The sequence below is a fragment of the Dawidia soli genome, assembly GCF_018598185.1.
Classification (GTDB): Bacteria; Bacteroidota; Bacteroidia; order Cytophagales; family Cyclobacteriaceae; genus Ohtaekwangia; species Ohtaekwangia soli.
On the sequence record NZ_JAHESC010000026.1, the window covers coordinates 13,489 to 28,845 of the forward strand.

Here is a 15,357-nt window from a genome sequence, read left to right on the forward strand (position 1 = left end):
CTTTCTACCGCGCTATACTATGTATTTACCGATAAAAAAATCTCTTTCCCTGACGTGGTTCTGTCTTGTGCTTTTGCTGGCGGGGTGTAAGGATGACGATTTCAATAAATTCGACAAGTCGGCAGACGAACGTGTTGCCGAGGCCAAGGCTGATCTGAAGAACAGCCTGGTGTCGCCCACGCACGGCTGGAAGCTGCTCTATACGCCGCAGGAGGGGTATGGTTCGTTCCTGGTGCTGCTGGACTTTCAGGAGGACAACAAGGTGACCATCAAGACCGATCTGGGTGTGAGCGACGGCAAGTTTTATGAGCAAACCATCGGTTATCGCATTGACAGCTCCCTGGGACTCGAGCTGATCATGGAGAACTTCTCGTTCTTTGCTTATCTGTTTGAATTAGATCGGGCTACGTTTGGCGCCGAGTTTGAGTTTAACTACGTGCGGAAAAACGACAACGGTTCGTTGCTGTTCAGCAGCAAGTCGGACGTTTCCGATCCCACACAACTGCTTTTTGAAGAAGCGAGTGAGGACGACCTGGATGATCCCGGTGTGCGAGTGGCCGAGAAGCTGACGACGATGACGGCCGACTTACACAAGATCACCACATCACTGCGCATGACGTACGAGGACAAGGACCTGATCTTTTATCTATCGCTACAGGAATCTTACCGGCTGCTGACGATTTCGTCGGCCTCCCGGAAGAGTAATACAAATACCACTCAACAGCTGAATTTTACGACGGGTTATTATTTGAAGAACGACTCGATCATATTTCACTCCCCGCTGGCGGGAACGTTTGTCGGCATCGCCACCTCTTTAAAAGGCATCCAGGTGAACGGTTTGGAAAATACCGAGCTGGACCTGTGTGATGATCCCATTCCGCTGCATGGCTATAAAGGTGTAACCTCGGCAGGCGACGATGTGTTGCTGGAAACGTCTGTGGCGGATGCCAGCGGCGCGACATTTACGAAGTTCGATTTTCTCCAGGGGCCTCCTGCCAACGTGGCCTATCTAGGGGAGACGGCATATGAGCAGGTGACAACCGATATCAACACGCCGACACACATTCAACTGTATTACAACTATAGCCTGGGCGACGGCTCGACGATCAACGCCCTGGGCTTCCGCATTCAAAACCCCGACGGTTCGATCACGTTTGCCTTGTGGGAATTTGTGCCGACGCTGGAAGGCAATAACCTGAAGTTCGACTTTGCGCCCGAGATCAGTGAGCTGGGGGACGGCCCGACGTCGGAAGAGAACCTGGCGGCGGTAAAAAAATACATTGAATACCTGACGGATGGCGGTAATACCTATGTATTCCAATACAGCGACGGCGTGTATGAGTTCAGTAACCCCTGTACCGGATGGAGCGCTCTTCTAATTGCACCACAATAGAAACAAAACCTAAATCTTAATAATCATGCGAAACCCTTACCCATTTTCCAAATCGTTGCTCGCACTGGCCGTTGTTGGTGTGAGCTTGTCCGCCTGTAAAGACGACGACGGCGACTCGAAGCCTGTCGTAGGCTTTGCATCTTCTACCCTGTCAGCGAGCGAAAGCAACGGCACGATCGAGGTAGAAGTCGAGCTGGACAAGGCGGCTTCCCAGGATATCACGGTGACCTATAACCTGGGTGGTACGGCGCGTGACCGCGAAAGCGGTGGTGCCATTAATTACGACTACACGATCGCCGGCACGGCCGGTGAGATCACCATTGAAGAGGGTGAAACAAGCGCCACCATCGAGATCGCGCTGAACGACGATGGCATTGCGGACAACAACGAAACCATCGTGCTGTCGCTGGACGATGTCGAGGGCGACCGCGCTGTGGTTGGTGACGATGACGAGATCACCATTACCGTTGCGGACGGCGTGCTGCTTCCCCAGGTATCATTCTCAGAATCCACGTTGTCACTCTATGAGTCGGATGACGAGACTGAGATCGAGGTTATCCTGGATCGGGCGGCCACCACAGACATTACCGTCACGTATGAAGTGGCCGGCACGGCTACCGACGCTGTGACGGCCGAGGCCGAAGACCTCTGGGCGGACTACGAAATTGAAGACCAGGGAACGGTGGTAATCAAGGCGGGACAAACCAGCGCGACTATTTTGCTTTCGCCGATCACCGACATCTGGATGGAGGACGATCCGTTCACCGAAGAAACAGAGGCTGAAACCATCGAGCTCTCCATCACCAACGTAAGCACCGGCGCCATTATCTCGGCAAACAATACCCTGGAGATCGACCTTCTACAGGAGGCCGGGCTTTTTGCTTTCCTGGGCTGGGGCACGGAAGGAAACGAGTATCCTGACGTAGACATGGACCTGATCTTCTGGCTGAAACAATCCGGTTCACTGCAACCATTTGCCGCTTCGTCGTATGAAGGTCCTGAATATTTCGAGGCGATCTTCATTCCGGATGTATTGCCGAACGGGCAATATGGCCTGTCGTATTCGTACACCTCGGGAACGGAGAACGAGATGCAGTTCTTCATCAGCTTTACACATTACGCTGAAGGTGGTTTTGACAACGACAATTCGACTGAATTTACGGAAACATATAGCCTGGCAGACATTACGGACTGGCGCGAGAATGGTGTTTCTTCGATCTTCCTTTCTCAGACGTTTGACCAGACAGACGATGGCTTCGATAATTTCTCAGCCATTATGAAGCCTTCTAATGCTGGCCGTCTGGGTGCTCCGGCGGCAGCAGCGGGAAGCTTCCCGGCGAAGCTACAGCGAAAAACTGCTCCGCGGTCCTTCCTGCATCACAAGGCTGGCTTGCGCGAGCGCGTTCGGGCAGGGCTATAATTCACACTAAAAGCTAAGAAGAAGGCTGTCCTTTATCAGGACAGCCTTTTTTTATTCATAACGCAGGGCACGCGTGGGATTTGCCAGTGCCGTGCGCATGGACCGTGCGGCTACCAGCAACAAGGTAAGGCCGAGTACCGCCACGACGGGTACAACAAACCACCACCACGCCAGCGGCACGCGGAAGGCAAAGGCCTGCAGCCACTGTGCGCTGAAATAATAGGCCAACGGTGTGGCCACCGCACAGGCCAGGCCGATGAGGATCAGGTACGGCTTCGACATCAGTACGATGATGCTGTCGACGGATGCTCCGAGCACTTTGCGAATGCCCATTTCTTTCGTACGCTTGGAAACGGCGAGTGACACCATGCCGAAGACGCCGGTGAAGACGATGACGAGCATCAGCCCCGTGGCCACGCCGGAGGCTTTTTTCAGTCGCATTTCATTTTTATACAGCCTTGCCAGCTCCTGGTCCATGAAAGTGTATACGAAGGGGTCGTCGGGGAATACCTGGCGCCACTTCGCTTCGACGGCAGCCACAGCACCAGCCATGTTGCCGGCTTCCAATTTGACGGAGAAGTGCCGGAAGGCTTTGGTGCCGCGGGTGTGCAGAAAGGCCATGGGCTTTACATTTTCGCGCAGGGAAAAGAAGTGAAAATCCTGGATGATACCGGCGACGGTAAACACGACGGTATCGTTCTTTATCCGCACTTTGTCGCCGACGTTCACGCTCAATGCCTTGCCTGCAGATTCGTTTATCACCATATCTCCCAGGTGCCAGGCATGCTGTTCGTCGGCCAGGAATACCCCTTCTTTCATTGGAATGCCGTAGGTGTCGGCAAAATGTTCGTCGGTCATAAGCAGAGGCATATCGACGGCTTTGTCTTCGTCAACACCTTGCCGGTAACATTGCACCTGGTTGCCGTAGTTGCCGGCGGGGATCTCCCATGACAGGCTTATGTCTTTTACCATGGGTAACGATAAAAACTCCTGTCGCGCGGCTTCGATAGACCGCACTCCTTCTTCGGACCAACGACGGGGTACGGATGAGATGGTGAGCACGTAATCTTTATCGTAGCCCAGATCTTTTTGCAGGAAGAATGCTACCTGGCGTGTAATGACAATGGAGAATGCAAAGACGCCCATGGCCAGTATAAATTGTACGACCACCAGGGATCGCGAGAGGCCGCCGGCCTTCCCCGACGATGCCTTATTTCGAAGGGATTCAACGGCGTTGTACGACGATAATAGAAAGGCGGGATAGGCACCCGCGAGCACTCCCACCGTGAGCGTAATCAACAGCATCACGCCGATAAAAACGATGCCCAGGTCACTCACCGCGGGCAGCAGGATGCCCAGTATGTCGCCGGCATAGGGACGCGCCAGTGCGTACACACCCAATGCCAACAGGAACGCCCCGACACTCAGGGCCGACGACTCGGCCAGGAACTGTGCGATGAGCTGCCCGCGACGGCCGCCGACGGCCTTGCGCACGCCGATCTCGCGCAGGCGCCCCAGCGCGCTGCCGATGGTGATGTTGATAAAGTTAATAACGGCCAGCACGAGGATAAAGACCGCGATGGCCGATACCGTGTAGAGCAGCTTCTTTACGCGGCCGTCGTCGGCTTCCAGGTAATAGGTACGCAACGGGTTGAGCGTGACGGTCAGCTTGCGCAGGTCTTCTGGAGCCTGCGTCTGCATAACGTTGGCGATGGCCTTTTCTGCATCGGTGCGCATGGCGCCGGAGCGCAGCCTGAGGTAGCTGACCATGACGCCGCTCTCCCATTTCTCCGGGTCGTTCAACTTATATACATCGTTCTTTTGTACGCTGAGAAAGATCTGTGCGTCCATGTCTACCAGGTCAGTAACGGAGTTGCGCGGCAGATCGTCGAGGACGGCGGTTATGGTATAGTCGTAGCGTTTGTTGTCGCCCGACTCTCCTGAAAGCGTGAGGGTCTCTCCCACTACATCGGTGCGATTAAAGAAACGCAACGCCGTTGCTTTGGCGATGACGATGGACCGCGTGTCGCGAAAGGCATTCACGGCATCGCCGTGTAATACCGGCAGGCCCAGGAGCGACACCAGTGTCGAGTCGCCGATCTGGCCCTGGAGGCGGAAGTGCTGATCTTCCCTGGATACGGTGATCATCTTATCCCAAAAGCGATAATATCCTTCGAACAGCAGCGGGTATTGTTCGGTGACTGCCGATGGCAGCGGCGCGGGTGACAGAAAGGGACGCCAGAATGTTCCGTCGGCCATCGATGTCTCCGCCATGTACAGCCGATCGACGTCGTGCAGTGACGCGTTCACACGAAGTTCCTGGTGGACGAAGATGCCGATCATCAGGGCAAAGGCCAACCCGATGGTGAGGCCGAGGATGTGAATGGCCGAATGGGTCTTCTGCTTCCACATGGCGCGGAGCATAACCTTACCATAGTTTTTTATCATCGATGCAGGGGTTAGGGTGTACGAGAGCTTGTTTCGCAGGAGTATGCCGGGGCGGAAGAACCGCAGTACCTGCCAGGTAAACCGGCGACGGGCGATGCGATGCCCCACGTTAGCGCAGTCTTCTTCGAACTGCTCGAGCAGGTCTCCTTCTATGCCTTCGCTCAGCGCCGGCGGACAGAACCAACGCAGGAAGCGAAGGGCTATAGCGGGTGGTTGCACGGAATGTCGTTGCATGGTTATGCCGTGGTTATGTCCAGCTGCGGTATAAGTTTCCAAAGGTCCATGCGCGCTTCTTTCATCGTACGCAACATGGACAAGCCGGCATTCGTAATGGTAAAGATCCGCTTGCGGCGGCCGCCGCGGGCGTTCGTTACACCGCCCATGGTCGACCTGACCAGACCTTTGTCTTCGAGCCGGTACAACGTAACGTGTACTGCGCTGAGGTTCGAGTCACGGCCGAGACGGTCTTTGATGGCCGTGACAACGGCATTTCCGTAGGCTTCTTCGCCGAGTACTCCTACCATGGTCAGGACCAGTTCTTCGAACTCGCCCAGGTATTCTTTGCTCATTTGTATATTTTTTGTAAAACAAATTAACGGGATTTGTATATATTTTGTTAGACAAATCATGAATTCTTTAACATCACACTGATTTTCAGACACTTAAATAACAGACAACGAAACGCAATATAGTGATGGGCAATATTGCCGGGGCCACGGATCGGCCCGGCCAGCAGGTGATGTACTTCCAGGATCAGGCATGGTGATCGAAGTCTTAAACTACATTCGGCCCATGGCTGAAGCATCGTTAAAGCAGCCTCCTCATTACTGCTTCAACTGTGCCGCAGCTGTGCTGCAACACTGCGGGAACTATGCTGCAACCCCGGATGTGCCCAGGAGTAACCCTATCTCTACGTTACTAGAAAACGACATCGGCGGCGCGTTGAATGTCGGTATAGGTCTGTTCGATGGCTTCGCGCAGGGCCTGCAGGTCGCCCAGGTATTTTTTTACGCGGGGGCGGTCTTTCATGATCTCGTAGTGGTCTTCGAGCAGGCTTTGGTAGTCGTCGCGCAGGCGGGTGGAAAAGTACGCGCGGGCGGTTTGGAGGCGATCGTATACGGGTTGGAAATCGTTTTGCGCGATGGCTTCCTGTACCATGCGCCGGAGCTGTTCCTGGAAGCGTTGGGCCACGTTCTGCAGTACATTCATTTTCACGACCATGTCGTCGGTCATGGTTTCGGCGTCGGCTTTGTCGCGGAACATGCGCTGGGATAGCTCGTCGCGGAAGCGGTTGAGCTCGTCTTGCACACCGGCCAGATCGAACAGGGCCGCCACGGCTTCGAGTAGTTCCTGGCGTCGCTCCTGCTGCAGCAACGGACTGAGCTAGTCTAGGTGGTCTTCTTCCCGGGCAAACCGGATAATGCGCTCGTCGGTCATGATGCTGCTGGCCTGGATGCGCGAATGCAGCACGATGCCTTGCAGCGAGGTGCACCGGCTTAACGCCACGTATACCTGCCCTGCCGCGAACGAACTGCCGGCATCGACAATGGCTCGTTCAAAGGTCAGCCCCTGGCTTTTGTGAATGGTGACCGCCCAGGCCAGCCGGATGGCATATTGGGTAAACTCTCCGAGGATCTCCTCCTCTACCTGGCGCGTGCGGGTATTGAATGTATAGCGGATATTCTTCCAGGTATCTTTTTGCACCTCCATTTCGGGACCTTCGCCGGGAAAAATAACAACGATGCGTTCGGACGTGATGTGGGTGATGCGTCCGATCTTGCCGTTGTAGTACCGGCGCACGCGCTCCATGTCGTTCTTGATGAACATAACCTGTGCGCCGACGCGCAGGTGCAATACCCGGTCGGTGGGAAAGTTCCGTTCCGGAAAGTCGCCGCGCACCTCGCCTTCGAACCGCCAGGTGGGGCCGGGCAACTTTTCGAGCTCGGCCACATTGATGGCGTCGGCTTTGTGGTTGTGCGTGGTGAGCGTAATATACTGTTCGCGCGGGGGTGGCCGAAAGCCCGGCTGGTATCGTTCGTGCAGCCGGTGGTAATCTTCCTCCTCCATGGTATTGTTGCGCACGTTGTTGAGGATGCGGATAAAGTCGGGGTCGCGCTGTCGGTAGATCTTTTTCAGCTCCAGGTATAGGGGCTTTACCTGTTGCAGGACGCGTGCGTGAAAAAAGAATGGTCCTTCGTAGTACTCGCGCAGGATGCGCCACTGGTCGTCGGGGATCACGGGCGGCAGCTGAAACAAGTCGCCGATGAACAATACCTGTACACCGCCAAAGGGGCGGTAGGGCTTCCGCCGGATGTAGCGCAGCACGGTGTCGATGGCATCGAGGGTGTCGCTGCGCACCATGGATACTTCGTCGATAATGAGCAGTTCCAGCGCGCGAATGACGGCCCTTTTCTCCGAGTCGAGCTTGAGGTCTTGCAACAACGAATATTTGTCGCTCATGTCGTCGGCTTGCTCGGAGCCGGGCCTGACGTCGGGCACGAAGGGTGTGAACGGCAGTTGGAAAAACGAATGCATGGTGGTGCCGCCACAGTGGATCGCGGCTACGCCGGTGGGCGCCACAATGACCGTATTTTTCTTTGTCGTATTCCTGATATGGCGCAGGAAGGTGGTCTTTCCGGTTCCCGCTTTGCCCGTGAGAAACACGGGACGGGAAGTCTGGTGTATGAACTCCTCCGCCATGTCAAAGAGTATATTCCTTTCGATATCAACGGGAGCGGAGAGCATTGCCGCAAGATAGCGAAAAAGATGCGACGGCCGTCAACGTCCGAACAGGCGCTTCAGAAAGCCGCCTTTCTTCTTTTTCTCGTTCTCGGGTTCGCCAAAGGCCCGTTTCTCTTCCTTGTTCTTTTTGCCAAAGATGCGCTGGAACATGTTTGAGTCGGAGCGGTACAAGTCGCAGGAAAGCTTTTTGGCCAGCGACGGATAAAGTGCCGGGAAGCGGGCCTGGCTGATGCTGGCAAACCGGCTGTCGTTATTGACCTGGTGCAGGAAGTCACCTACGATCGGCATCGCCGTGCGGGCGCCCTGGCCAAGCGAGGTTTTGCGGAAGCGGATGCGCGGATCGTCGGCGCCGACCCAGGAGCCGATGACCAGGCGCGGCGTCATGGCGATGAACCAACCGTCGGCATTGGACTGCGTCGTACCGGTCTTGCCGGCAATGTCGTTCTGTATGCCGTAGCGCGACCGGAGGCTGGCGGCAGTGCCCTCGTTGACAGTGTGCTTCAGCATCTCGACCATCATTTGCGCCGTTTCGGGCGACATGGCCTGTTCTGACTTGTCCGGCGTAGGAAAAACTTCCAGGGACTGGCCGGTATGGTCGTGGATGGCGGTGATGTAATACGGGGTTGTCGTCTTGCCATTGTTGACAAAGCAGGTATAGGCACGTACCATCTCGATCATGGAAATGTTGGCCGCGCCCAGGGCGATGGCGGGTACCGCGGGCAGGTCGCTTTCGATGCCCATGCGATGGGCGAGCGCGATGGTGTTGCCGATGCCGGCTTTTTCGAGTACGCGTACCGACACCGTGTTGACCGAATAAGCCAGGCCGCCGGTGAGTGAATACTTCCGATCGTAGTTCTCTTCTGTATTCTCGGGCTTCCAGCCTTCGACGTTGGTATACTCGGTTTTTGCCGCGGAGACAAAATCACACGGGTCTACGCCTTGTTCGAGGGCGGCAGCATAGACGATCGGCTTAAAGGTGGAACCGATCTGACGGCGGGTGTTCTCCCGCACGTGGTCGTATTGAAAGAAGTGATGGTTGATCCCTCCTACCCACACACGAATGGCGCCCTGGCGGGGGTCCATCGCCAGCATGCCCGCCTGCAGAAACCGCAGGTAGTGCCGCACGGAGTCGTAGGGACTCATAACGCGTTCCTTCTCCCCTTCCTCTGTAAGCACGTTCATGAGGACGGGCTCCTGCATGGCCCGGACAATCTCCTCCTGGCTGAGACCCTGCCGGGCCAGCGACCGGTAGCGCTCGGATCTGCGCAAGGCGTTTTCGAGCACTGCGGGTTTATTATACCAGGGATCTTTGCTGCCCCAATGTTCCTTAAACCGCTTCTGAAGACCGGCCATCTGATGGTCCACCGCATTTTCGGCATATTGCTGCAGGCGTGAGTCGATGGTGGTATAGATCTTCAAACCATCGGTATACAGATTATAGGATTTACCATTCGGCTTTGTATGTTGTTTGCACCATTCCTCCAGCTCTTCGCGGATATATTCACGAAAGTAGGGTGCCAGTCCGGAGTGATGGCTGATCTGATTATAAAACAGCTTGACCGGCAGCGCCTGCGCGGCGGCGGCTTCAGCGTGCGGCAGCTTATTGTATTTTTCCATTTGTGCCAACACGACGTTGCGTCGCTGTACGGCCCGCTCGGGGTGCAGGCGGGGATTATAATACGATGTGGCTTTGAGCATGCCGACCAGCACGGCGGCCTGGTCGACAGTGAGCGCGGCAGCGTGCACGGAATAGAATCGCTGCGCGGCGGCTTCGATGCCATAGGTATTATCGCCGAAGGGAACTGTATTGAGGTATAATGCCAGCAGCGCTTCCTTATCATATACCGCTTCCAGTCGCGCGGCCAGGATCATTTCGCGGATCTTATTGATGGGCATCGAAAACAGCCAGTACCTGCGCCGGGGATATAGATTTTTGGCGAGTTGCTGTGTAAGTGTACTGCCGCCGCCGGACGACTCCTGCTGCAGCAGGATACTTTTTATCATCACGCGCAAAAGGCTCTTGCGGTCTATGCCGCTGTGCTCAAAGAAGCGGATATCTTCCGTGGCGATGACCGCGTCGACGACGTGACGGGGGAGCGCAGCATAGTTTACATTAGAGCGTTCCTGAATGAAGTAACGGCCCAGGAGAACACTATCGGCACTGTATACTTCCGTCGCCAGCGGGTTCTCAACTGCTTTTAACTCTTCTTTATCGGGCAGGTGTCCAAGGGCTCCTGTCCAGGTGAGTATGAACAGGATCAATACACCTGACACGGACACACCGATGAATGCCACGGCGATGTAGCCAATTTTTCGCAACGTGGTGCGGTTCTGAAAGGAATGCCATGCTTGCCGCCAGGTTTCGCGGAAGCGCGTTGTAAAGTCAAACTTCATTCTACGGTCTTTCATAAAAAAACGCAGGATTGAACAATATTGTATTCAATCCTGCCTGTTTGTCAGCCTAACCGACTTTTACTTCGCCAAAAAAGCAGTCAACATCCAGTGATGCTTTTCAAGCTTATTGATAAACTTCTTGATCATTTCCTCTGTCCCTGAGTCGCCTTGTTCGGAAGCCGCATGCACCGCGTCCGCCATGAAGTGCAACAGGATGGTAAAGTCGCTTAACACTTCGCGGACCATGGTGCTCGACTCGAGGTCCGTTCCTGTTTCTTTTATGGTCGACACTTTCAGGTAATCCTTCAACGTACTCAGGGGCGTTTGGCCGAATACCCGGATGCGCTCCGCAATCTCGTCGATGTTCATGAGCGTCTCGGTATAAAGCTCTTCGAATTGTTCGTGCAGATCGAAAAAATCGGAACCTTTCACGTTCCAATGGTAGTTCCGGAGCTTTTGATAGTGGACACTATAGTTGGCCAGGACTTCGTTCAACGCCGTTGATATACGCTCTACCTCTTCCGGCGACCAACCCAGTTTCATGGGTTTCGCCTTTGCCAGACGGTTGTCCATTTGCGTCTTGGCTACATTCTCAACATCTGCTTTTGATTCCATACATGCTCATTGTTGGTTCATGAGCAGTTGCGCAATTTTCATTCCCGCCGCGAGGAGAAAGCATCCGCTGAGCCTGTGAGGATATTTTTCCCCAGTCGTCTATTTCATATACGGCTTTAGTACGCGCGTCCATATTTCATAGCCGTTGGCTTTCATGTGCAGGCCATCTTCGATGAACAGATCATCTTTTACCTTACCGGTTGCGGGGTCGATCATGGGCGTCCAGATATCCGCGTAGATCACATGCTTATGTTTTTCGGCCCACGCTTTCAGCATGCCGTTAAACGTGCGATAGGTCTCGTGCTGGTTCCAGCGCGCCAGGCTGGGCTTGGCTGCCAGAAACACTACGTTTACCCGGCGCGATACCTTTTTACGAATGAGGTATAGTAAACTGTCTGCCTGGCGTATAATCTCTTCAGGCGTTTTACCCGATGCCAGGTCATTATCGCCTTCGTAGATAAAGATCTGTTTGGCATGGTATGGCAGGATCAGCTTATCGAAATAGTATATCAGATCGCTCATCTGTGAGCCGCCGAAGCCCCGATTGAGCACGTTCTTGTCGGGAAATGACGACGCCAGGTCGGGGCGCCATAAGCGAAAGCTGGAGCTACCGGTGAACAGAATGAGGTTTTTCTTTTTTACGGCGGTGTCACCTGCGACGAGGTTTGTTACTTCTGCTTCAAAGCGACGGGGATCTTGTGCTACTACGGTAAATTCCAGCAACAACAGACAAGCAATGAGGAGTAGGTTTCGCATGAAAGGAAAATAGGTTATGTTGAAAGACTATGGAAGGCTTGTTATTCAAAGAGATCGGAGCTGAGGTAGCGGTCACCGCGATCGCAGACGATGAATACGATCACGCCTTCGGTGATCTCGGAGGCGATCTGCATGGCGGCACTCAAGGCTCCGCCGCTGCTCATGCCAGCCAGCACACCTTCTTCCCGCGCGAGGCGTTTGGTGTATGTGCGTGCATCCTGCTCGCGCACGTCCATGACGCGGTCTACGCGGTGGGGTTCGAATATTTTTGGCAGGAACTCGGGTGACCACCGGCGAATGCCGGGAATGCAGGAGCCGTCGGTGGGTTGTGTTCCTACGATCTGTATGGCAGGATTTTGTTCCTTTAAGTAGCGTGATACGCCCATGATGGTGCCGGTAGTGCCCATGGCAGAGACAAAGTGTGTGATTTTGCCGGCGGTGTCGCGCCAGATCTCCGGGCCGGTGGTACGATAGTGCATACCGTAGTTGTCGGCGTTGGCAAATTGGTTCAGGATATGATACCCTTCTTCGGCGGCCATCTTCTCTGCCAGCTCGCGTGAATATTCGATGGTCCTGGCCGACGGCGTGAGGATCACCCTGGCGCCATACGCCTCCATGGCCAACACACGCTCGCGCGTGGAGTTGTCGGGCATGATGAGCGTCATTTCCAGCCCCATGATGCGCGCGATCATGGCCAGGGCGATGCCGGTGTTGCCGCTGGTGGCTTCTACCAGTTTATCGCCGGGTTTGATCTGCCCGCGCTGCAGCGCGCCCGTGATCATGCCATAGGCGGCCCGGTCTTTTACGCTTCCGCCGGGGTTGTTTCCTTCGAGTTTTCCGTAAATGGTTACACCTTTTTTAACCGGGATGGTCTGGAGGGTGACGAGCGGTGTATTACCGATGAGGTCTGCGAGCTTCATATAAAATCAGAGCTTCCTTATTTGAATATGACCATGTCGGTCTGATTGGTATCGTCGTTGAACATCTTGGCCTGGTAGTAGATCTTCGAATGCGGGGGCACACTTCTGGTAAGCCAGACGTTGCCGCCGATCACGCTGTCGTGACCGATGGTGGTTTCGCCGCCCAGGATCGTTGCGCCGGCATAGACGACGACATTGTCCTGCAGCGTTGGATGGCGCTTGCGCCGGGCGTCTTCTTTGTTGACGCTGAGGGCGCCGAGGGTAACACCCTGGTATATTTTGACATGATCGCCGATGATCGTTGTCTCGCCTATTACCACACCGGTGCCGTGGTCGATGCAGAAAAAGTTGCCGATGGTCGCCGCCGGGTGGATGTCTATCCCTGTGCGGCTATGCGCATGCTCGGTGATGATACGGGGAATGTCTCCAATGCCCTGGCGGTATAATTGATGCGCGATGCGATAAGCGGCAATGGCGTAAAAACCGGGATAGGTACGCACTACTTCCCCAGCGCTCCTGGCCGCGGGGTCGCCGGCATACATGGCGGCCACATCCTGTTGTATCTTTTCGAAGATCGTGGGTAAGGCATCAAAGAAGTCGGCGGAAAGTTGCACGGCGCTGCTCGTGCTGGTGGCGGCGTTGTTCTGCAGCAACCGCGCGAGGTCGCGCTGCAGTCGCTCCATGAGCTCGGTAAATTGTTCTTCCGAGAGGTGCGCCAGCTGGGTAAAGTCGGCAAACAGGGCTCCGAGCAGTTCCACGAAGAAATGCTGTACCTCTGCCGGCGAGGGGCACGTAGGACACACCAGGTGTGATTGATAGAGCTTGCGTACGAACGATTTATCCATGCACGTGTAAAGTCTGCTATGCTTGTTGAAACAAAAAACGAAAATTCTTACGAATAACACACGTTTTTTAACAATCAGTTCCGGCGATCGGTACCTTAATTCTGCGATTCCGGAAATTTTTATCCCTCATTCATAACACAGAAGACGGGATTTTGTCTATACGTGCACCAATCAAGCCTGTTATTCGACGAGCTCGATGCGGTATGTTCGCTGATTAAATTGAAATTCGTCTCCTGCTTTCTGGCCCATGAGCCGGGTGCCGATGGGTGATGCCGGCGAGACGGCAAAGTAAGCCTCCTTATCCTGGCCAAGCACACCGGCGCTTACCGCTATATAAAAATTCCCCTGCGTGGTTCGTACGGCGCTGCCGAGCTGGATGACGGGGGTACTTCTCCGAGGGTCGATCTGCTCGAGGATCTGTTGCAGCTTTTTGTTCTCCTGCAGTTGCGCATTGAGCTTCTCCATTTCATTCTGGGCCATGGCCCGGGCGGTCTCATATTTATCGCCGGCGGTACTCTTTGTCTCTTCGTGGGCCGATTGCTGTACTTCTTCCAGGGCCTGGCTGATGTCCCGGATGCGACGCTGTACATGGTCCTGGCAGAGCGCATAAAGTTTTTGCTTGTGTGTGCTCATGTGTATTTCAAAATGCTTCGTGAAATTCCACAATATTGATATTTTGGACACCACATTTCCTAGCGTTACTATGATGAATCTCCCGAAATCATTCTTCCGGCTTCTGGCCGTGATGCTGCTCCTGCTGCCGGGTGTCCTGCCGGCACAACAGAAAGAAATAGTCACCTTTCCGCTCCGTGGTTTTTGCATTGCAGCGCCGCGTCCGGCAGACGTCGACCAGTTCGTAAAGTTTATTACCGAAGAGCTGGTTCCGCGGAAGGTAAATACCCTGATCCTGCGGATTGACTGGAACTATCAGTTCGTGCACCATCCCGAGCTGCGCGACAGCGTGGCCCTGAGCAAGGAGGATGTCAAGAAGATGGTATGGGCGTGCCAACGCGGAGGCATTCGTGCGATCCCGCAGATCAACCTGTTGGGCCACCAGTCCTGGGCAGGAACCGTTCACAACCTGCTGCGCGTCTATCCTCAGCTGGACGAAACCCCGCATGTAAAGATGCCGGCGAAATATGCCTGGCCCAACGCCGATGGTTTATACTGCAAGAGCTACTGCCCGTTGCACCCCGAAGTACACCCGATCGTGTTTTCGTTGGTAGACGAAATCTGTGATGTATTCGAGTCGGACGCGTTTCACGCCGGCATGGACGAGGTCTTCTATATTGGCGACGACAAATGCCCACGGTGCGGCGGTCGCGACAAGGCTGAGCTCTTTGCCGGGGAAGTGCGGGTGCTGCGCGACTACCTGGCACAACGCAACCGGAAACTGTGGATCTGGGGCGACCGCCTGATCGACGGTAAGACAACGGGACTGGGCATGTGGGAGGCCAGCCTGAACAATACACACCGGGCGATCGACCTGATCCCCAAAGATGTCATGATCTGCGACTGGCACTACGAGCGCCCCGACAAGACGCCGGTATACTTTGCCATGAAGGGTTTTAAGGTGGCGACATGCCCCTGGCGCAATCCGTCGGTAGCATTAAGCCAGGTGGAAGACATGCGCACCTTCCGGCGGGATGCCACCCCGGAAATGAAGGAGAACTTCCAGGGCATCATTCAAACGGTGTGGTCGGACACGCGCAGTTTTCTGGACGGGTATTATGGCAAGAAGAAAGATCCGGCGGACAAGGGCAACACGCCCTGGAATTGTTTTCGGACAATCTATTAAGTTATTCAAGCGGTGCTATTATCCTA

The 15,357-nt window shown here is 54.8% G+C and carries 13 protein-coding genes; 3 read left to right on the forward strand and 10 right to left on the reverse strand.

Annotated elements, in window-relative coordinates; translation table 11 throughout:
• Positions 1-19: 19 nt before the first annotated feature.
• On the forward strand, positions 20-1,393 hold the full coding sequence (locus KK078_RS17715; protein ID WP_254091640.1) for a DUF4302 domain-containing protein: 1,374 nt from the start codon (positions 20-22) through the stop codon (positions 1,391-1,393).
• A 25-nt stretch (positions 1,394-1,418) separates the two neighbouring features.
• Complete coding sequence (locus tag KK078_RS17720) at positions 1,419-2,813, forward strand: Calx-beta domain-containing protein (protein ID WP_254091641.1); 1,395 nt, start codon at positions 1,419-1,421, stop codon at positions 2,811-2,813.
• 51 nt (positions 2,814-2,864) lie between these two features.
• Here the strand turns inward: KK078_RS17720 and KK078_RS17725 are convergent, their stop codons facing one another.
• From KK078_RS17725 to KK078_RS17770, 10 genes are all read right to left on the reverse strand, one after another.
• Positions 2,865-5,495 carry an ABC transporter permease gene (locus KK078_RS17725; protein ID WP_254091642.1) on the reverse strand — a complete coding sequence of 877 codons (2,631 nt, stop codon included), beginning with the start codon at positions 5,493-5,495 and terminating at the stop codon, positions 2,865-2,867.
• Positions 5,496-5,497: 2 nt separating this feature from the next.
• The gene (locus tag KK078_RS17730; RefSeq protein ID WP_254091643.1) at positions 5,498-5,830 is read right to left on the reverse strand and encodes a PadR family transcriptional regulator; all 333 of its coding nucleotides are present in this window, start codon (positions 5,828-5,830) and stop codon (positions 5,498-5,500) included.
• A 349-nt stretch (positions 5,831-6,179) separates the two neighbouring features.
• Positions 6,180-6,635 carry a hypothetical protein gene (locus tag KK078_RS17735; protein ID WP_254091644.1) on the reverse strand — a complete coding sequence of 152 codons (456 nt, stop codon included), beginning with the start codon at positions 6,633-6,635 and terminating at the stop codon, positions 6,180-6,182.
• Positions 6,636-6,644: 9 nt separating this feature from the next.
• Positions 6,645-8,006, reverse strand: coding sequence for an ATP-dependent DNA helicase (locus KK078_RS17740; RefSeq protein WP_254091645.1), 1,362 nt, complete (start codon positions 8,004-8,006; stop codon positions 6,645-6,647).
• 33 nt (positions 8,007-8,039) lie between these two features.
• The gene (locus tag KK078_RS17745) at positions 8,040-10,412 is read right to left on the reverse strand and encodes a transglycosylase domain-containing protein (protein ID WP_254091646.1); all 2,373 of its coding nucleotides are present in this window, start codon (positions 10,410-10,412) and stop codon (positions 8,040-8,042) included.
• A gap of 63 nt (positions 10,413-10,475) precedes the next feature.
• Complete coding sequence (locus tag KK078_RS17750) at positions 10,476-11,012, reverse strand: Dps family protein (protein WP_254091647.1); 537 nt, start codon at positions 11,010-11,012, stop codon at positions 10,476-10,478.
• A 99-nt stretch (positions 11,013-11,111) separates the two neighbouring features.
• Positions 11,112-11,768, reverse strand: coding sequence for a GDSL-type esterase/lipase family protein (locus KK078_RS17755; RefSeq protein WP_254091648.1), 657 nt, complete (start codon positions 11,766-11,768; stop codon positions 11,112-11,114).
• A gap of 41 nt (positions 11,769-11,809) precedes the next feature.
• Entirely contained in the window at positions 11,810-12,688 is an 879-nt protein-coding gene (gene cysM, locus KK078_RS17760; protein WP_254091649.1) for a cysteine synthase CysM, read from the reverse strand.
• 17 nt (positions 12,689-12,705) lie between these two features.
• A complete protein-coding gene (locus tag KK078_RS17765; RefSeq protein WP_254091650.1) occupies positions 12,706-13,533 on the reverse strand; it encodes a serine O-acetyltransferase in 828 nt (275 codons plus the stop codon).
• A 180-nt stretch (positions 13,534-13,713) separates the two neighbouring features.
• On the reverse strand, positions 13,714-14,166 hold the full coding sequence (locus tag KK078_RS17770) for a GreA/GreB family elongation factor (protein WP_254091651.1): 453 nt from the start codon (positions 14,164-14,166) through the stop codon (positions 13,714-13,716).
• A gap of 70 nt (positions 14,167-14,236) precedes the next feature.
• Here KK078_RS17770 and KK078_RS17775 point away from each other — a divergent pair, with 70 nt between their 5' ends.
• Positions 14,237-15,331 carry a family 20 glycosylhydrolase gene (locus KK078_RS17775; protein ID WP_254091652.1) on the forward strand — a complete coding sequence of 365 codons (1,095 nt, stop codon included), beginning with the start codon at positions 14,237-14,239 and terminating at the stop codon, positions 15,329-15,331.
• Positions 15,332-15,357: the final 26 nt, after the last annotated feature.